At 42.4% G+C, this 21,550-nt stretch carries 9 protein-coding genes and 1 pseudogene; 5 read left to right on the forward strand and 5 right to left on the reverse strand.

Going from position 1 to position 21,550, the window contains the following annotated elements:
• Both ACZ1G6_RS15620 and ACZ1G6_RS15625 read right to left on the reverse strand, forming a co-directional pair.
• On the reverse strand, window positions 1-1,254 hold the full coding sequence (locus ACZ1G6_RS15620; protein ID WP_472617135.1) for a hypothetical protein: 1,254 nt from the start codon (window positions 1,252-1,254) through the stop codon (window positions 1-3).
• Window positions 1,211-13,135 carry a tandem-95 repeat protein gene (locus ACZ1G6_RS15625; protein WP_472617136.1) on the reverse strand — a complete coding sequence of 3,975 codons (11,925 nt, stop codon included), beginning with the start codon at window positions 13,133-13,135 and terminating at the stop codon, window positions 1,211-1,213. The genes ACZ1G6_RS15620 and ACZ1G6_RS15625 overlap by 44 nt, the downstream gene beginning before the upstream one ends.
• 417 nt (window positions 13,136-13,552) lie before the next feature.
• Between ACZ1G6_RS15625 and ACZ1G6_RS15630 the strand changes: the two genes are divergently transcribed.
• Entirely contained in the window at window positions 13,553-13,957 is a 405-nt protein-coding gene (locus ACZ1G6_RS15630; RefSeq protein ID WP_472617137.1) for a c-type cytochrome, read from the forward strand.
• A gap of 42 nt (window positions 13,958-13,999) precedes the next feature.
• Window positions 14,000-16,582: a bifunctional diguanylate cyclase/phosphodiesterase gene (locus ACZ1G6_RS15635; RefSeq protein WP_472617138.1), complete on the forward strand. Its 2,583-nt coding sequence runs from the start codon at window positions 14,000-14,002 to the stop codon at window positions 16,580-16,582.
• Window positions 16,583-16,592: 10 nt separating this feature from the next.
• Here ACZ1G6_RS15635 and rep read toward each other — a convergent pair whose 3' ends face one another.
• Window positions 16,593-18,593 (reverse strand): DNA helicase Rep, encoded by a 2,001-nt coding sequence (gene rep / locus ACZ1G6_RS15640; RefSeq protein ID WP_472617139.1) that lies wholly within the window; start codon window positions 18,591-18,593, stop codon window positions 16,593-16,595.
• A 116-nt stretch (window positions 18,594-18,709) separates the two neighbouring features.
• Here rep and ubiK point away from each other — a divergent pair.
• Window positions 18,710-18,966, forward strand: a pseudogene (gene ubiK / locus ACZ1G6_RS15645) (ubiquinone biosynthesis accessory factor UbiK).
• Between the two features lie 50 nt (window positions 18,967-19,016).
• Here ubiK and ACZ1G6_RS15650 read toward each other — a convergent pair.
• Both ACZ1G6_RS15650 and ACZ1G6_RS15655 read right to left on the reverse strand, forming a co-directional pair.
• Window positions 19,017-19,208, reverse strand: coding sequence for a DUF3185 family protein (locus tag ACZ1G6_RS15650; protein ID WP_472617140.1), 192 nt, complete (start codon window positions 19,206-19,208; stop codon window positions 19,017-19,019).
• 18 nt (window positions 19,209-19,226) lie between these two features.
• Window positions 19,227-19,901 carry a glutathione S-transferase family protein gene (locus ACZ1G6_RS15655; RefSeq protein ID WP_472617141.1) on the reverse strand — a complete coding sequence of 225 codons (675 nt, stop codon included), beginning with the start codon at window positions 19,899-19,901 and terminating at the stop codon, window positions 19,227-19,229.
• 338 nt (window positions 19,902-20,239) lie between these two features.
• Between ACZ1G6_RS15655 and ACZ1G6_RS15660 the strand changes: the two genes are divergently transcribed.
• Together ACZ1G6_RS15660 and ACZ1G6_RS15665 are read left to right on the forward strand one after the other, a co-directional pair.
• Window positions 20,240-21,076 (forward strand): substrate-binding periplasmic protein, encoded by an 837-nt coding sequence (locus tag ACZ1G6_RS15660; RefSeq protein WP_472617142.1) that lies wholly within the window; start codon window positions 20,240-20,242, stop codon window positions 21,074-21,076.
• Between the two features lie 223 nt (window positions 21,077-21,299).
• Window positions 21,300-21,506: a PLDc N-terminal domain-containing protein gene (locus ACZ1G6_RS15665; protein ID WP_472617143.1), complete on the forward strand. Its 207-nt coding sequence runs from the start codon at window positions 21,300-21,302 to the stop codon at window positions 21,504-21,506.
• Window positions 21,507-21,550 lie beyond the last annotated feature (44 nt).

Here is a 21,550-nt window from a genome sequence, read left to right on the forward strand (position 1 = left end):
TCAAGCTGTACACACCAATGACCTGGATTTAATCCTGGCTGTCCAATAGTCGCCACCTGGTGGTGGACAGAATCCCGGCTCGCCTGGTGTAGACCATAAACGATTACCGCCGGTTTCTTCAAAAAACTCCCAGCCATCTGCTTCAGTGTACTTACGATAAACTGCGTTTTCTGGTACTGGTCGCTGCTGTGGCAAGACTATTTTATAGCTTTGGCCTCTTAATGGCAGACCATAAGCGATGAAGTCAAAAATTCCACCGATATTGGTTGCAATTGGGTCGGCTGGTATTTCTTGTCCTAGTCCCACTTCGCTATCTAGTATTCTGGCGCCGCCGCTGGCTTTACCTAATACAAAGTTACCTAAACGTAAACAAACACCTGGGTCACCTTCAACTAAGAATGCATCTAATGAGTCAGCTTCCTCTGGTAAAACATTGCACTCAGGGATTGCATCTAAATAATCAGGTACTCCGTCACCGTCACTATCATTTAGGCCTTCTTCGTTATCTGGTATGCCATCGCCGTCTGAGTCCTCATCACCTAACACAGGCAGCATATCAGTCACTCTGATAAACAATACGGTGTTATCGGTAAACGTAGGGTCATCAATATCGATAATCTCGACATTAATCTGATACACCCCTACCGGTATGTTCGATGGGTCAAATGTGAAAGTGTTATCTTGAGTATCTACATCAATCAATACACCTTCTTCGTTTGTCCAAATGAAACTGTATTCATTATTTGGATCTGGATGCGTAATCAGACTATCAACTGTTACAAGGCCTGCTGTGTTAAGCACAAAGTTTGTTTGAATGCCATTTTGACTAGGAATAACATCAATCTGTGGATTCACGTTGTCTTCTCTAATTTCAATAATGTGCTCAAACTTATTACCAATGTTAACCGTGTCCGACAAAGTAATAATGACGGTTTCAATTCCCTCATCAATGTTGTCAACAAAGCCTTCAAAGTCGATAAACGTTTCTGTCACATTGTTAAAGACCACCTCTCCAGATATCAGGTTATGGTCACCTCCATCAGCTGTTCCACTAACTTCAAACGGCACTACTAACGGATACACTGGTGCTTGGCCGTTTAAGTGAACCGACACACGCATATTTCGACCTTCAAGCACTGACTGGTCTTTTTGAATCGAGATAAGCGGGTTCACTCTTACAAGCTGACTGGCGATGGTGCGTCGCCCTTCACTATCTTCTGCTACGTAAAACACAGTATTCACGCCTGTACTCATATAAAATCAAACCATCGATTACAGATACCGGCAGTGGATTACCGAAGCGATCAACGGCTGTAGCCACCCCTAAATCGACTTTAGTAAATAAGGCTGTTGCATCAATAAAGATATCATCTGGCACGTTGATAACTGGGAATAAGCTTCCCTCGCCACGGGCAATACTAATTAAGACTCTAGCTGGTGATGTCTCCCCGTCTGGGTCAGTAATGATGTAATCAATAACAGCAACACCTACAAACCCTACTGGCGGCGTATAAACAAGTTGGTTGTTGACTATCTCTACATCACCAATAGTAACTTGTGCAGAAATAACTCTTAAGTCATCACCGTCCGCATCAACATCATTCTCTAATACATTGATTGTTGCACTTGTCGCTTGATCATCTAGCTCTACAAAATCATCAAACGCCACTGGCGGATCGTTTACCGGAATAACGGTAATGGTCACTGTTGCGATATTTGAATCTTCCTCACCGTCATTAGCAAGATACGTAAAGCTTGTGACTCCGGTAAAATCATTTGGTGGAATATAGGTGAAGTTTGGTGCATTACCAAGCAACTGGCCATTAGGTGCACTCACGATGCTAAAGGTAAGTGGGTCAAGCTGCGCATCACTTGCGCTGATTTGCACTTGCACACTGGTATCTTCGAGCGTAGTGAAGTCTGCATCTAAAGCTATAGGTGGCGTATTGGTGATTGTGACCGTAATGGTGATGGTTGAGCACACTTGAACACCAAACTCATCTTCTACACATACAATGGCAATCGCCACACCTTCAAATCCAAATGGCGGCTCAAAAGTCACCGTGCCATCAGGATTAATAGTGATAGTACCTACTGAAACACTGGCATCAACAATAGTAATGTCTGTCGAATCAACATCCGTCACTAAATCAAGAATATTGATATCAGTTGCTTGATTGCCCTCTACATCAATATCAAGATCATCAATAACCGGCGCATCATTCACTCCCACAACATCTACAGTAATGGTAGCGGTTACTGTACCGCCGTTACCATCATCAATGGTGTAAGTTATAAGGGCAGGCCCCTCGTAATTAGCAGGTGGCGTGTAACTAATAGTGCCATCTGAATTAATCACAACCGTGCCAGTATCAACGCTAATCGCACTAATCGTTAAGGTATCATTATCAGGGTCGCTCGCAAGCGGCAGCACATCAATCGTTAGCACTGTATCTTCGTCTATCACTCTAAATAAATCTGGAGCAACAGGAGGATCGTTTACCGGAACAACGGTCACTGTCACAAAACTGCTTGCTACTTCGCCGCTTTCATCTTGAATGACATATTCAATGATGGCTTCGCCCGTAAAGTTTTCATTTGGTGTGAATATGACATCGCCATTAGCGTCAATGGTCACTGTTCCGTTATCTGAACGTGCTTCAATAACGGTTAGTATCTCATTTTCAGCATCGGTATCATTTGCAAGAACATCCACCACGACAGGCGTATCTTCTGGCGTAGTTGCCGTGTCTGGATTTGCTATTGGAGCATCCACAACAGCCTGAACGTTGATGTTAATGGTGACCGCAACTGTACCGCCGTTGCCATCATCCACAAAGTAAGTGATAGTCACAGGGCCGTTAAAGTCAGGCTCAGGTGTGTATGTGATTGTGCCATCAGGGTTAATGACTATTGTACCTGAAGACACCACAACGTCCGTAATTGTTAAGGTATCACCATCTGCATCTGTTGCATTGATAAGTGGGTCAATAACAAGTGGGGTGTCTTCTTGCGTTTGTAATGTTTGATCACTAGCAAGTGGCGGATCATTTACTGGTGTAACTTCAACGCTAGCGGTACCTGTTACTGTCTCACCTGTGCCATCGCTTAAGGTATAGTTAATTGTTGCCGTACCATTAAAATCTGGGTTTGGCGTAAACTCTACCTCACCATCGGCATTGATAGTCACGGTTCCATCAGGTGAAGTTGCGCCTGTAATGGTCAATGGGTCGCCGTCAGGGTCCGTATCATTGGCTAACACATCAATTGTAACAGGCGTGTCTTCAGGCGTTGTAGCTGTATCAGGATTAGCTACTGGTGGATCGGTTAAAGCTGCCACGTTTATCTCAACTGTCACGGTAATAGTACCGCCATTGCCATCATCAACGGTATAGGTAATAACGACAGGACCATTGTAGTTAGGGTCTGGTGTATAAGTAATTGTTCCATCTGGGTTTTGAGTCACCGTGCCATTTGATACAACAATATCAGTCACGGTCAAGGTATCACCGTCTACATCTACCCCATTAGCTAAAGGATCAAACGTAACAGGGCTGTCTTCTTGTCCTTCGAGTATTTGGTCAGGCACAACAGGTGGGTCGTTAACTGGTGTTACGTCGATGGTAACTGTCCCGGTGTCAACTTCACCCGTTGCATCAATGAGTGTGTAAGTAATAACAGCGATACCGGTAAAGTCTGGCGCGGGCGTAAAATCAACCGTGCCATCTGGGTTAAGTACAACGGTGCCATCATTTGACGAAGCATTTGTCACTGATATTGCATCACCATCGCCGTCAAAGTCATTTGCGATGACATCGATATTAACTGGGGTATCTTCTGGTGTTGTTGCTGAATCAGGCACTGCGGTAGGCGCATCACTTTGTGGAGCGACATTAATAGTAATGGTTACTGGCACCACACCACCATTTCCATCATCAACATTATAAGTAATGGTGACAGGTCCGTTAAAGTCTGGGTCTGGCGTAAACTCTAAAGTACCATCAGGATTAACCGTAACTGAGCCACTACTGCTCACAATATCTGTAACTGTTAAGGTATCACCATCAGCATCCGTTGCATTTAACAAAGGGTCAATGGTAATTGGTGTGTCTTCATCAGTTGCTAATGTCTGATCATTTACAACAGGATCATCATTAACCGGCGCAACCGTTACTTCCACTGTGGCGGTGCTTGTACCGCCATTACCATCACTTACGGTATAGGTAATGGTTGTTGTACCATTGAAGTCATCGTTAGGCGTAAAGACCACATCGCCATCGCTATTGATGGTTACTGTTCCATCGGGCGAGCTGGCGGTGGTAACCGTTAAAGTATCGCCATCAGCGTCGGTGTCATTTGCTAAAACGTCTACAATGACAGGCGTATCTTCATCGGTAGTCGCAGTATCATTATTAGCGACAGGATCATCATTTACAGCAGTCACATTGATAGTCACTGTGACTGTGGTCATGCCACCATTGCCATCATCAATGGTATAACTTATCGTCACCACTCCAGTAAAGTCAGGTTCTGGCTCATAGTTAAGTGTACCATCAGGATTAACCGTAACCGTGCCAGAAGACGCTGTTACTCCCGTTACCGTTAATGTGTCATTTTCAGCATCGGTAGCACCTGCAAGCGGATCAATCGTGATTGGCGAATCTTCTGCTGTAGAAAGCGTTTGATTTGGTGCCTGCGGTGGATCGTTTACCGGGGCAACGTTCACTGTCACCGTTGCGGTTGATGTGCCGCCATTACCATCACTGATCGTATAAGTAATGGTGGTGCTTCCGCTGAAGTCTTCACTTGGGGTAAATACAATCTCACCGTCTGCATTAATGACAACGGTACCATTGGGCGAACTTGCAGAATCAATGGTCAATGTATCGCCATCAATATCCGTATCATTGGCAAGGACATCTATAATGACAGCCTCGTCTTCATTGGTAGTCGCGGTATCTGGGTTTGCTACCGGATCATCATTTACACCCGTTACGCTTATCGTTATAACACCAGAAGATGTGCCGCCTGCACCATCAGTAATCGTATATGCGATGGTCTCGTTACCCACAAAATCTTGTGCTGGTCGGTAGTTAATCATGTTCAAGCTGGCATTAAATGTGACACTACCTCCTTGGCTTGGAGTGCCAACAGTGGTGATGCTAAGAGTTTGCCCAGTATCATCGTCGGTATCGTTTGATAGCGGCATGATCATGGTAAAACCTGCATCTTCTTGAATCACCGGATTATCATTTACTGCAACTGGTGGACGGTTATTAAGAATCACTTCAACATCGTCACTACTAATGGTTTGAGCAATATCCAATTCATTATTAAATTGTAAGTTACTAACGACAGTAAAGGTCTGTGTCGCTTGTGTAGGTACAATACTGGTGGTATCGATTATCAGCTCAATAACAAAGCTTGCCGCGTTAACATCGTCATCAGTGGTAAAGACATTTGCTAAATCAACAAACAAAGCACTCTTGTTAGTCCCACTTGAGAACTCAACACTTGGTGTTACATTGACGTATGTATCAGTTGCCGAAGCATTAACACTGCCAGGGTTGCTACCGGCAGATATATTGTTATCAAAAATACGTTTTATACGCGCCGTTGCATCAATATTTTCAAAACCAGAAGGCAAATCAAACACCATTCGTGCATCGCGCGTTAAGCCAACAGGGAAATCTGCTGTAAATTCAAGGGTTAAGAACTCTCCTTGCACGAAATTATTAGCTGTTGTAGACGTATCAGACGTCGCACTAAGTATAGTTGCTACAGCATACTCAGGAGCTGATGTAACCGCTACATTAATCAGTGTAGGCGTTGCACCATCTGATAAATCTGCATTTGCATCTGAATCAACCGGCGTAAAGTTATCACCTGTTACTTGTTGTTGAGAGCTAAGCAATGTATTGACGCTAAGACTGTCAACCGTCACATAGAAACTAGTGGTTACCGTCTCACCCGGTGCAATAGAACCAATGTTTGCGCCATAATTACCAGCTCCAGCATCTGTCACAACGCCTCGGCTAGTTGCGCCACTGTTAGCAACAGCCGTTGTATTAGTCGGTATCGCTTGTCCTGCACTTACATTTGATGCAGTAGCAGAGCCAAGGTTTGTGATGGTGGTCACGTAATCAACCGTATCGCCCGGGTCGACTAAACCATCGCCATCTATATCATTCACCAAGATATAACTTTGTGATACAGCAATGTTCGGCGCTGCTGTTACACCGCTGTCAACCGCGGTAATTGAGACCGCTTGCGCCCCATCATCAGGATTTCCGTTACCGTCTGCTAATAATGTATCAATTTGATCACTTTCGATACTTGCTTGCATAGAAAAGACTTCAGTACCGACATTGCCATCTTCATTTACCAACGGAGAATCAATGTCTACAAGCACGGTGATTGTGATAATTTCACCCGCATCAAGGTTTGCAATTGCGATGTCGATATCACTACCGCTGACACTGATTGTATCATTTGCATCAGCAGGGCCACTAATTAAAGCGGTATTGTCAGAGCTTGTTAACCCTGTTGGTATTAGGTCGCTTAGCGCAAGGTTAGTCAGTGCTAAATTACCGACATTTTCAAGTGTATAAGTGACACGCAACTGGTCGCCTGCGCTAATAGCTTGATTGCTATCTGCATCAACAATTTGACTGATATTTTGTAAAATCGTCAACGCTGGGCTAAGTTCGCTAATAGTGCCGGTTCTTATTTGGTTGGCTTGATCACCATTGCTATCAATGCCATCGGAATCAGTTGGCTCAAGAATCGTACCATCTGAATCTACTTGACCTTGAGCAATAATCACGGTGCCATCTGGCGTGCCTGAATCAACAGTAAATTCAAAGGTGATTGTTACCGTATCGTTTGGCAACATTTCACCCACATCGACATTGATACCACTTGTATCATTTAATGCTCCGGTCGTGCTACTTAGACTTGTAGCGACATAAGTGGTGTTACTAGGAATATCTTCAGTAAACACAACACCCGAAACTCGTGGGCCGTTGTTTGTCAATACAACGGATTTACCCAAGGTATCGCCTGGGTCTGCGACGCCATTTCCATTTACATCATTAGTAATGCTTAGGGTCTGTACCGCATCAATAAAACTTGCATCATCAGAGCGCACTGTTGTTGTATTGGCAAAACTGTAAGCCCTGTCATTTGTTTGCACGCCAGCTTGTGATGAGAAAACACCGTTTTCAATCATAAATATAAAATCAAGATCGATACCTGAGTCATTATCAAGTTGTGCATCAAACACAAAGGTCTTGATACCATCACTTGCTAAGAGCACGTCCATATCTACATTTAGGCGAGTTGGGTCACTTTCATCTATCGTCCCAGGACCTACTAAGGTGCCAGCTTGATAAGTAAAGCCTGAAGGAATCACGATATCAAACACCGTACCTTGTGCATCGGTCGCAAAGTCAGTGGCGCTGATTTCAACGCTAAAGCTTACTATATCACCCAATGTAACAACGCTTTGACTTGGCGTTATGCGCGCACTCACATCAGGCTCAACAATGTCAATGGAAAGAGTACTTGGACCAACGTTCGTGCCAGCACCAGTTGCGCTAGCTGAGTTTTGTAATACAGTGCCTTCGATATTTGCGGGTACATCTAGTACTAGTGCTTCGATTGTGACCGTTAAAAAGTCATTACTTGGGTCGTTGTCTGCGCTGTTGGTAATCGTACCAAAATCAATTTCAATACTATTACTCGAATCAACGCCTAGTCCAGTACCAGTAAAGGTCAGTGTAGCGGGAGCTTCAACGGTAGCCTCAATAAAGCTCAAACCATCTGGCAATATGTTGGTGATGCTAGTATTGGGCTCTTGTCCTTCATTAACATCTAAGCGAATATCAATAAGCACCGTGTCACCAATGGTAAAATCATTATCGGCATGCACTGCACTCAACGAGGACTGAATAGCTAAATTATCGGCTAAGGTTACCGTGCTTGAAGCGCTTTCATTATAGTTGTTTAGATCACTGTCGTTATCATCATCACTATTAGCAGTAGCACCGCTTCGACTATCGGTATCAGCGTTACTATTATAACTGGCGCTACTATTATTCGACAATTGCGCGCCTGCAGCAGCTGTATTGCTAACAACTACCGTGTATTCAATAACAAGGCTACTGTTAGCGGGCATATCCATTGTGCCATTAAGGGCTAATGTGTCGTCACTTACGTTGGTCGTTTGTATAACAAAATCACTATCGCCAATTGCTGTGTTGGTGTTAAAACGTACGACTTCATTTGCAGGGTTGGTGACCGTAATATTGGTAATGGTAGTGCCACTGCCTGTGCCATCTGGAGCACCAAGTAACTGTGCATCTAGCACATCTTGAAGACTCACATTGTAGGCCGTAGCTTGACCTGAAGTATTTCTTATCGTCGTTTGATACTTGATCACATCACCAGCATCAGACCCAGTCGCGCCTTCTACAATAACTTGGTTAATCTCAAGGTTTGCTTCAATAACACTGATTTGATCTGAAGCGATTGGTTGATTTGCACTACGAGAAGCAAACTCAAGTGCAACAGATGGACGCAATACCGTGCTGTTTTGATTACCGGCGATGTTATCGACAATCACATCAAATTCAATCGACACCTCAACCGGTTGGGATTCTGAATTAGCAATATCACCAAAATCTAACACAATAGGACTTGTACCGTTACCAGGATTAGTGTTTGGAGTAAGGCTTGAACTAAAACCAGACACCGGCTCAGTAATACGGATAGTCTCGTTTTGATACAGCAGTCCGCTTGGTAAGCTTAGTGTTAATACAAAATCGTCAGTTGAACCGGTTGGTAGCGACACATCAGTCGTGATAGTGAGCGTTTCGCCCACTTGTAGTCGCTCATCACTTAACACCATATCAATAGTGGGCGACTCAGCGGTAACGGTTGCCGTCTTAGCAAAGTACAAATCATTGACTGACTGACCCGAATCATTGGGTAATCGGCTGCCGGTTCGCTCGCCAGTATCTGAGCTAGGCGCCCCTGGCGCAGAGTTACCGGTACCGTTACTTCCCGGTAGGCTTGTTGCGGTAAAAATAGCACGCCCTGTTGCTTGTTGTTCAAATTGAATATCAGGGTCAACCGCTGCCTCAACACGCACTGTAATGCGTTCGTTTTTGTCTAAATACGCCTGAGCGGCACCTAAACAGCTAGTATCTAAAGTGTATACTTGACCTAACAATGAAATACAGCCTGAAATATCTGTATTACCGCGTGAAAGAATGGCTGACACTACACCAATAGGTGTCAAATCATCTGGTATTTGCTGCTCAAGAGTAAAGTCCCATGCACGCGTATTATAAGTACCGTTAAGGTTGCGTATGGTTGTATCATAAAAAACCGTCGCTCCGCCATTTACGGTCGATGCTCTGACTCTGTAGTCTAAGCGTAGGCGCGGCTCAGCGATTCTAGATACCGCTGAAGTTCTTCTAAATTGTGTTCTATTAGCAGAATTTGCATAAACTAAGTTTGCATTCACCGTTTTACTATTATTACGATTAACGTTGCGTAAGTTTTGTACCAACATATCAAAGGTGATGATGATTTTCTCGTCATTCATATCATCATCATTATTGGTGATATCACCTAGAGCAAACCTGAACTTGTTGCCGATAATGGTAGGGGTAATCGCGGTGTTAGAACCTGATAAGGCACCTAAGTCGACAGTCGTGATACCAGTATCAAACTCTCCCCTTATCTGCGCGCTGCCAGTTTGATATTGATAACCTGTAGGTAACTGAACCTCAAATACATAACCTGCACTTGAGCTTGCGCCCGTTAGGCCCTCTGGGAATGATGTTTCAAACTGATAAGTGACAAGCTCACCGATTGCAAAAATATCTTGTGTTGACGTTCCCGTCCACGCCTCGGATGTACTGATAACTTGTAAATTACCAATACTGGGCGCTTCGGTACTGATTAAAGCTGACTCTTCAGTGCTTGCTGTTCGCTCGACGCTTGGTGTTCCACTTTGGCTAGACCCAGTTGCAGTATTATCAAGATTAAAGCTTGAACCTGCTCGTACACCGTCTTTGACCGTTGCTTGATAAACAAAGGTAATACTATCGCCATTGTTTAAGGTTGTCCCAGCCCCTGCATAATTGACGTTAGGACTAGCAAAACCATAAGTAAAACCAGCAGGCGTAGTTAGTTGGCTGACCGTTGTTAAATCGAATAAATCACCATTTACAATGGAGCTTAAATCTACGTCATAAGCAGGCGCAGTACCAATATTTTCAATCGTGATACTAATATCAATCACGTCTCCAGCTTCAAATCCACTTGTTGCACCATCTGCGCGGGTGGTAGTGGTGGTAACGCTTAAGTCATGCTCTGCAAAATTACTCGACACTTGCGCTGCAGTATTCACACCATCACTACCTGTAAAAGCGCCAGTGGTACCAAGGTTCTTCGTTTGCGTTGCTGCTTTACCATCATTAACAACTTCATCAGCAACAATAACATCAAAGGTAATGCTAAAACTGTCATCGCTTGTGACGTTATTTGACGTAGTAACTAACGTGCCATTTAACACAAGTGATACACTTTGCCCCGTTGCAACTGCTCCGCTAATTGCTTCGCCAATAGAGGCTGGCACGGTGCCGGTGTAGCCTGTAGCATCTGATGAAGCGCTACTTGTTACAAATTCTAATCCCGCTGGCAGACTCAAGTTAACGGTAAAATCATCAACTTCACTTTCAGGCATGGTAATCGTTGTGCGGTAAGTAATGGTATCTCCCACAACGATGTTTCCACTTGAGCCACCGGGATTAACGGCGTCAATTGCAGTGGAAATTGCGAAATCATCTATATTAAGTTCGATTTCAGATTCAATCGCTGGGAAAGGAGCAACGGCAGGTGCACCGGCCCAAGTAGTTTGTGCTAATGACGTTAATGTTTGCTCGGGAGTTACATCATCGGCAATGAGTCGATTGAAAACAAGCACTACTTTTTGGCCAGCAGCAAGCGGCCCATCAATGTTGAAATCACCACTAGCAAAACTACCACTAGTTGAAGGGCTTGCATTTGCAATGCTACCGTCACTATTTTGAATTTCTATGCTATCTAGTAAGGCAGGGTCTAAGCCAAGTGCAGCTGGCACATCGACCTTTATATCAAATGCATCAGCACCGCCGACATTTTCCAAGGTAAGCGTATACTCAACCTCATCGTTACCATCGATAACCGTAGGTAGAACTTGTGTGATTTCGCCTTCAAGAATTGGCGCGCGAGCATCGAATGAAACGGGACTTAATAAAGTTGTTGCAGTAGCTTGGGAGTTATTGGTTTTTAACTCTAATATATTGGTCAGCGTGAGAGGATCTGAAAATGGTTCCGTGCTGATATTTGTTTCTACTTCAAACTCGATAATCTCGCCTGATACCCCAGATAAATCAGAAAATTGCAACACGATAGAATTGGTAGCGGCATCGCGAGTAAAACTGGTAGGCGCTTGTGCCAAGGTATTGCTGGCGCTAAAACGAACATCATTACCAAATGTCGCATCGATATTATTGACATTTAGCACGGCCAACGGAAGATAATCGGTGACCGTAAAAGTATCAATATCACCTGATGGCACGTTGACTCTAAGCACAAAGGTAATTGCTTCACCTGGATCAAACTCAGTTTGTCCGCCAGCAATTGATTTATTAATGCTAACTTGCTGTATTGTTGCGCTTGCGCTTGAATCTTCAAGACATGCACTTGCGCCGCCTGTTAAACCGTACGTAAGCTCAGTACTTACGCCTAATCCATCATTTGCGAGCACATTATCGCCGTTGCCAAATACTTGCTCAACCAAAACAGAGTACTGTACGGTAACTGATTTAGCCGCAGCAACAGCAGCATTGCCGGTATACAAACTTGTCAAATCGAAGGTAAGGACTTCTTGCGCACCGTTGCTGCTTTGTGTAGGTGTTACCGTAAAATTAGTTCCACCAATATTGACATTCACACTGCCATTGAACATTAAACCGTCATCAAGTGTGTCTTCAATCACCAAGGCATTAGGTGTTGCAAAATCACTTATTGCGATGGTATTGGTTACGGTTAAAGTATCACCAGGATTAATAATACTGACTGATAAGCTTTGTAACGTACTGATATGCTTGACGGTCAAAGTGCTTTGGCGATTAGCGGTTGCTAGCGGCGTGCCAGCTGGGAATTCTGCGCTACCTTGACTGCTGCTAATTACTGGTTCGACCGCGCACGAGCTAGCATCTAATACATCACCAATTAACACAGGCAGGCTCACTTGCAAATCGCTCGTTGAATTAGAACCCACGATTTGGTCGCAAAGCACATCAAGCGTCCCTCCACTTGTTGTGGTAGATGGCTCAGCACCTACGATACAATTTACACCACCTGATACAACAGGGCTGCTCGTTGCAGTGTATGCGGCATTTAGTGTTTGTTGAATATTTGCTTGGTCAATCGTACTGCCATTTGCAACGTCAAACGTATGCGTAAAATTTAACGCAGAGCCAGCTACCAACTCACCCTCGGGTGCGCCGCCAGCAAAGGTATATTCAAACAACGTTGGTGTAATGCTTTGAGTAACTGGCGTGCCCTCTACAGGACCGTTGATGCCTGTTGGAGAATCACCAAATTGAAACACCTTGGTCAATGAAACATCTAGTGGTGTTCCAATGACCGCTGCACTATCAATTGTTGCACATATATTCGTGCTTAATTGAGGGCCATTTTCAACAACTGAACCAACTAGCAAGCGCACAATTGAAAACGATTGCCCGGCTTGTCCTGTGATAGTCGTTTGGGTAATTGGGTCTTCAAGCTCAAAGGGAGCAACGAGTGGGAAGGTGCCAACATTCGTTACGCTAATAGGCTGCCCAAAAGCGCTAGCTGAATCAATTTGGATATCTTCATCCGCGACAATACGTATATATGGGCCAAAGCCAGAGGCACCGGAATTGGTAGCATTAGCATCAAAACATACTTGTTGACCGGCAAGCCCTTCAGATGGCAAGCCGTTGCTAATTGAAGGGGTAGTCGCCATAGTCGACATTGACACAAATATAGCACTTAAGGCCAACAAGTTAATGGATGCTCGTTTCAACATATTAATCCCTAGTAGTGGTCAATTATGGACAGATATCTATAAACAAAACGCTATCCTATAATTTCCCTATCAAGTCGTTTTTCTTATTTATAAGATAATACTACATGCTTTGTAACGTCTGACCAGTAGAAACGCGCTAAAAGAGTGAAAAAGTAACCCTTTGGCTACTTTTATAGTGAAGAATTTTTAGCAACTGCCGTTATTTAACACCAAGCATTTACATTTTTTGTAAATTAAGCATGCTAAAAGCAACTTCGCTATGGTCGATTATTTGATACACAAAGTAATAAATGTAAAGCTTTTGCGGCACTTGTCAGCGTTAAAAATGCATAAAAGACTTAAGTAGCAGTTGTTTAGCTACAGTATGTGGTTATAATCACGTAATTATTAAGCACCTTATAGATGCAGGAGAACGTTGTGAAGGTAAAAGCATTATTTGCAGGTCTATTAGCGAGTATCGCAATAGCGGCCGTTAGTATCGCTCAAGAGTCACCAAGTGAACTTGAAAAACGTATTATGCCAGTAGGCAAAGTAAACATTGCAGGCGCCGCGCCAGCAGCAAACGCAGCGGCAGCAGGGCCTCGTTCGGGTAAAGATATTTATACCGCCGCGTGTACAGCATGTCACGCAGTTGGTGTACTGGGTGCACCAAAAACACAGGTTGCCGCTGATTGGCAACCGCGTTTAGACGAAAAAGGTTTTGACACCGTTTGGAAAAACGCTGTTGACGGCATCAATGCAATGCCTCCAATGGGGACATGCGGCGACTGTAGCGAAGATGACATCAAAGCTGCAATAGAATACATGATTGAGGGTATCTAAAGTTCCATTCCCTTAGTCGAAACTTTGGGAATGTGAGCATTCATGATAAATGATACGAGCGTTGGTAGCTTAACAGAGTCTGAATTGAGGGCATTGGTCCCTCAGTTACAGAGTTTAACTGAGAAATATAAGCGCTCGGAACTTATCCAAAAAGCCCTATATGAAATTAGTGAACTGTCCAGTTCATTAGAAAATTACGACAAAATATATCACGAGATCCACGAGATTGTCGGTGGCTTTATGAAAGCCGATAACTTCTTTGTGGCATTTCATGAACAAGGCGATGAGCGCATTGATTTTGCCTATTTTGTTGACGAACAAGACGAAGAAACTCTTCGCACCATACCTTTTGAAAAAGTAAAAGACGGCATCACTGCTCATATACTGCGTTCTGGTGAGAATCTCGTCATGACCAAAGAAAACTTCAGCGAGCTTGCGAATAAATTTAAATTTACTGTATTAGGCACACCGCCTGTAGATCTTATCGGCGTACCAATCATCTCTGATTCAGGTGTTATTGGCGCAATGGTTGTGCAAAGTTATGACGAATCAGTGCGATATGACAGCGATGATTTAGAAATTCTTGTATTTATTTCACAACATATCGTCACCTTGCGCGAACGAGTCATGCAGCGAGAATTAACTGAAACGCTTATTCGTGACCGCACGCGCCAATTAGTCGAAACTAACGCCTCACTTGAAAGTGAAATTGCCGAGCGTGAACGTATCGCATCTTTACAAAAATCACTATATGAAATATCAGAACTATCTACGGTGGTAGACGAAAATATCGTCGATTTTTATCAAAAAATACATAGCAATCTTCAATCATTAATCAACGCGTCAAATTGTTATATCGCCTTAGTTGATGATGAAAATGAGAATTTAACTTTCCCCTATTTTGTTGGCCGAGATTCAGACTATAACAGCACAAGAAAAATGACACGTGGATTGACTGAGCATGTGATTAGAAGTAATGAAGCAACGCTGGTAGATAGCCAATCGGTAATAGATTTGGTCGAATCAGGTGACATTGAGCATAAGTTTGTTGTACGCATGATAGAGAGTAAAAACTCTTGGATGGGTTCTCCTCTTACCGTGGATGAAACCGTAAAAGGTGTTATTGCAGTGCAAACATATGGTGAATCGGATGACTACAAGGAAGAAGACCTAGATGTTTTGCGATTTGTATCACAACATATCTCTGTTGCGATTCAACGAAGAGAAGCCGCAGATGCTTTGATTAAATATAATAAACGACTTACCGAAAAGGTCGAAGAGCGCACAGCTGAGTTAAATAAATCCAATCAATCCCTTAAAAGTCAAATAGAACAACGTAAAGAAATAGAATTAAAACTAATTCATGATGCCCATCATGATGCTCTCACAAATTTACCTAACCGAGCCATGTTTAACCAGCGTCTTGAACTAGCGATTGCGAGTAAGCAGCGTTATCCAGAACATAATTTTGCTTTGTTGTTTATCGATTTAGATAGGTTTAAAACAATTAACGATACTCTGGGCCATCACGCAGGTGATGAATTTTTAATTGAAGTGTCAAAACGACTTAGTGCATGCAAGCGAAGTCATGATTTACTTGCAAGGCTAGGTGGCGATGAATTTGTTATTTTAGTCGATAACTTTAAGCTGCTCACAGATGTAGAGGCGGTAGCGCAGCGCATTGTTGAAACGATTGGCATGCCATTTGTGATTGATGGAAAAGAAGTATTTTCAGGTGCAAGTGTGGGTGTTGCACAAATCACGCCTGACTATCGATTAGCCGATGATGCTTTACGTGATGCAGATTCTGCAATGTATCAAGCAAAAAGTTTGGGTCGTAACCGTTATGTAATCTTTAATATCAGTATGCGTAACCAACTGATGCAAGAAATCGATCAAGAACACGAATTTAGACGTGCATTTAAAGCCAATCAATTTACTTACTCAACTCAAGCGATTAAAAATATCGAAAATGATGAGGTACTTTTCCATGAATGCACCGTAAGTTGGCCTGAATCTTCTTTTTGTAACAACGCGGATGCCTTTTGGTCTTTAGCCGACAAATGCAGCCTAAGCTATTCCTTAAACCAACGCTTGCTAAGTCGCACTATCCGGCTATTACAAACATGGCAACTAGATACTGACATGCGAAAACAAAAAGTGGGGCTTACATTATCAGTAGAGTACTTATTGCATAAGCCCTCTTTAGAAGATCTTATCCAGCAATTAGAGAATTTAGGCGATAGTTGTGATCAATTAATTTTTGAACTCTCAGAAAGAAGCTTGGCTAAATTTAGTCAATATCTTCCCTCTATATTAGATAAAATCCGGCAGTACGGCGTAACACTTATCCTCCGAAACTTTGCAAAAGAGTCAGCTGCTATCAATCATTTATTTAAGTACGACTTTGATTACGTCAAACTTAATCCAAACTTAGTGAATGCATTTGGAATGTCTGACAAATATTATCGATTGCTAAAAGCAATCGTGATGGTTGCTAACGAAAACGGCATTGGCGTCATTGCAGACGGCGTGAATGATGAGCTATGTTTGCACGAAATTGCGGAAGTCGGCTGTCACTTTGCTCAGGGCGACAGCATGTCTGCAGTTCAAAAGCTCAATTGATTGCTTATTATTACCCTAAGATGTCCTTTAAATTTGCAATACCTTTAGCGGCTTTTTGTTGGCGTTCTTCAGCAGTTGCTGGTTTTTTCTGAAACTCCCACTCGATATCATCTGCAGGTAGTTCATACAAAAACCTCGACGGTGTCGGCTCTATAAGCTCCCCCATCATTCTTCGTTCTCTGGCAATAGTAAAATATAATTGCTGTTGGGCACGGGTAATACCCACATATGCTAACCTGCGTTCTTCACTTATATTATCTTCATCTATACTGCTTTGATGAGGTAACAATCCTTCTTCGGCGCCTACCATAAAAACAATCGGAAATTCGAGGCCCTTTGAGGCGTGCAAGGTCATCAGTTGTACTTGATCTGCGTCTTGGTCGTCTTCAGAGCGCTCCATCATGTCTCTAAGCGTTAAGCGCTGAACAACCTCAGCCAAGGTCATTGGTGGATTTAACTCATCTCCTTGCAACAAATCTTGAACCCAAGTAAATAATGTTGAGACATTATTCATTGCCATTTCAGCTGCCTTTGGATTATTGGCCTGTGCATACAAATACTCTTCATATTCTAGTGCTTTAATAAAATCTCTTAGTACAGCTTTTGTATCCCCTCTGCATGCGTTATCTGAGGTACTCACGATTGCCTTGGTAAATGCCTCTACTGACAAGCCGGCTTTTTCTCCCAATACTTGCCTCATACCAGGATGGCACATAGCTTCAAAAAGACCCATTTGATGGGTATTGGCAAACTCTCCGATTGTTGCCAAAGTCACTCTGCCAATTCCTCGCGGCGGTGTGTTAATAATCCGCAGTAAGGCATTGTCATCATCTTGGTTAGTAAGCACCCTTAAGTAGGCCATTGTATCTTTAACTTCTGCACGACCAAAAAAAGACATCCCACCACTTATTTTGTATGGAATTCTATTTTTCATTAGCGCTTTTTCAAAAGTCCGTGATTGATGGTTTCCACGGTACAAAATGGCGTATTCTTTATAAGCGGTGTCATTCATGAAACGATGCGCCAATAATTCTGCAATGACTTTATCCGCTTCATTATCTTCATTTTTTGCCACCAGTACTTTAAGCTTTTCACCTTGACCTAGTTCGCTAAACAAACGTTTATCAAATAAATGTTCGTTGTTCTGTATGAGAATATTAGCACTGTGCAATATGCGCTGACATGAACGATAGTTCTGCTCTAGTTTGACAAGGCGTAAGGAAGGATAGTCTTGCTTTAATAAGCTAAGGTTTTTAGGTTGTGCGCCTCGCCAGTAATAAATTGACTGGTCGTCATCTCCAACCACAGTAAATCGAGCTCGTTCGCCAACTATTAGCTTCACCAGCTCATATTGGCTGGTATTCGTATCTTGATATTCGTCTACCAAAAGATACTGAATCGCCGTTTGCCAGCGCTGTCTGATATCCTTATGGTGCTTTAGTAATAGGGTTGGTAATAAAATCAAATCATCAAAATCAAGCGCATTATACGCCTTCATGTGGCGCGTGTATTCTTGGTAAAAAAGCGCATGCTCTTCATTAATTTGACTTTTGAGTGCTTGTTCGGGCATTAGCAACTCATTTTTCCAATTTGAAATACTGCGAGCAAGCCCATTAAGCGCGTCTTTGTCACCATCATACACATCACCCGTTAAATCATTTAATAGTGCATAAGTATCTTTGTCGTCAAACAAAGAAAAACCCGCTTTATAACCCAAAGTAGTGACATGCTTTTTGATGATATTTAGGCCTAGTGTATGAAAGGTAGATACCTTTAAGCCTCTTGATGCTTTTTTACCTAATGTTTGAGAGACACGCTCTTTCATTTCTCGAGCCGCTTTATTGGTAAACGTGACCGCAGCAATACTCGACGGCTTATACCGACACTCGTTGACTAAGTATGCAATCTTGTTCGTAATAACACGTGTTTTGCCACTGCCAGCGCCCGCTAGCACTAAGCATGGCCCACTTATGTATTCAACGGCTGCTTGCTGAGCCTGATTTAACTTCATGTTTATATCGATATTTTCTTGATGGAAACAAATTATAACAAATCAATACGAGATCTGACTGATTTCTTTGCAAACTAACGCTACAATAAAAGTATAAACTTAACGAGGCAAAGCGAATGATTGATCCTAAAAAAATAGAAGAGATTGCTAAAAACATCTCTAATGCAATACCCTTGGCGTCAAAACGATGGCTGATGAAGCGGAAGTTAAAGTGAAGCAAGTATTGCAATCGCAGCTTAATAAACTCGATTTCGTCAGCCGTGAAGAATTTGATGTACAAAGCAATGTGCTGATTCGTACGAGAGAAAAACTAGAAGCACTAGAAGCAAAACTTGCGGCCTTAGAAGCATCTCTAGAGAAAGATGCGCAATAAGAAATAGTGAATTAAGATGCTCTGTTCAATAGAGCATCTTATTGATTTGGCTATTTAAGTCTAAACACACCAATAATTACGCAAACAGCCCCACCAACCAAGCCAGCCCAGGCTTCTATTGGTGTTTCTCCGCTAACTGCCCGAGAAAGCTGAGCGCTTGCAGCATCATATTGATCGTATCCCCACACAATAAGTGCAATGCCGATAGCAATCATCACTAAACTGATTATTTTTTTATTCATTATTATTCCTCTGTATTACTATTTTGCAGTTTTCTTAAATGCTTGCGCCAGATACGCATTAAATGCTGGTGCTGCCGCTTTTTTATCCTGAGCAATTATTTGTACTTCTTCCATAGCATTTAATTTCTCCATTAGCGCCTTTGCCCCTAGTGCATGTTCAAGTAAGTCTATATTAAATAACTTTTTAGCGACACCCGATGCTAAATCCGCCGAATACAAAAAGAATATATCAGCACCACTTATTTTATCGCCCGCCAGATATGGTGAGAACGATGCAACACGAGCGATAGACTGCATACCATTAAGCAAAGCGCGCTTGACTTCTTTTTTAGTTACCTCGTGAACCGGCACTCCCCAAAAAGCTTCTGTATGACAACGTCTTGCCGGCAATTCGACGTATAACTCTATCATTTTCATTAACTCTCTTATTCGAGCCCTTTCAAATGCGTTGCCAAAAATAAGTGGCGATTGAGGTGCAATCTCGTCAAGGTATTCAAACACAACGTTGGTCTCAATAATGACGCCCTGCGGTGTTGCTAAAGCTGGCACTTTACCGGTTGGGCAAATACCTAAATATTCTGGCGTTTGATTGGGGTAAGTGATAACCGCTTCGTATTCTACTCCTTTTAAGGCCATAGCAAGCTTAATCATATTGTAGTAATTACTAACGTCGAATCCATATAATTTTAACATTGGTATCTCTTCTTATTTTATTTGGCTTTTATTTGGCAATGACACTTTTTACTATAAACTGCGTGAAACTAACAAGGCTACATTAATATTGTGATAGTTAAGTATTCACGCTATTACTGAGTAAAAATAGACTGAGTGAAAATACGCAGCCGCGCTATTTTCGTTTCTTTACTTAATAATTTTACCTATCTGTCGTTAGCTTATCTATAGACTAAAGTCGCAAAATTATACGCTTTGACATATGCTATAGAAATCTAAGATAACAAGCGCCCTTATCTATTTTTGAAAGGCGCCCTTAAATGTATGCTCAAAAAAGTAAGGTACTCCGCTAAAACATTATGAATTCATTGATATCAATTTTTGTTTTATTTACGCTAATCGTATCGATTCACTTCGCCGCAAACGCTGAGCAAAAAACCGTACTAACGATATATACAGAAGAATTCCCACCTTATAACTTTGAAGCAAACAATGAACTACGGGGTATTAATTTAGAAATCACGCAAGCCGTTTGTGCATTAGCAAATATTGATTGTAAATTTGAGTTATATCCATGGAATCGCTCGATGCGAATGGCCTTAAACAACAAAATGAGTGGCTTAGTATCAACCGCCCGCACTAGTGAGCGTGAATACAAGTTTCAATGGGTCGGTCCATTTTCTTCAAGTACAAGCTGCTTGTTCAAACTCAGTGATCGCGACGATATTGTGATTGACGACATCACATCAGCAAACCAATATATCTTGGGCGGCTCTAGTGATAATGCGTATAGCGATTTTAGAGACAGTCTTGGGTTTGAAGAGGGCAAAAATTTAAGCTTGTTTAAAGGTAAATATGGCAATCTTAAACCTTTTGCTGCCGGACGAGTTGATCTTGTGATTATGTCTTCGTTCAGTATCTCTCGTCAGCTTGAATTAGCGGGTATCAAACTAGTTGACGTTACGCCTGTTGCGCAAATCGACAAGCGCTTTTTAAATGGGAACTATTTAGCACTTAACAATGCAGTACCTCAAGACATCGTTGAACGACTCCAAAAAGCCATGGATACATTAAATGAAGGGCCGATTCCCGAACAAGCCAAAGCACGTTATATTGAAACAATCGAGGCATCTGGTAATCAAGTACAAGATAAGGATTTGTGGCAAGCCTGTGTCAAAAGGCAAATTGTTCAATAACAAGAGCTTTCCAACAAGAGCTTCGTCAAAAAAAGCGTATCGCCCACTTTCACTATAATTTAGTAATTTAGACCACTTTGTTCAAACTAGGCTAGATCATTAAAATCGTAAGCCTATGAAAACAATAACTTTTATATTTGGCATTTGCTTTGCAACGTCTTCTAAGTATGTATCTACATCATTAATCGTAATGCACTATATTGCGATACACTAGGAGAAAACAATGGAAGCAATTTTAGGTTTCTTTATATTTTTAATCGTTGCAGTTGTCTGGCTAATACCCCTGATTGTAATTTTATCTTCAGATCGAACCTCTGGCGGCGAAAAAGCAGCATGGATTCTGGCGGTTATTTTTGTATCGTGGTTTGCGTGGGTTTTTTATCTCTTATTAGCTCCGCTAAAAAGCGAGAAGAAGGCATATTATCGCTAAGTATCGTCAGGTACGCTCAAATTTAAGAGCGTACCTGACGCAAA

The sequence above is a fragment of the Glaciecola sp. HA4-3 genome, assembly GCF_055693685.1.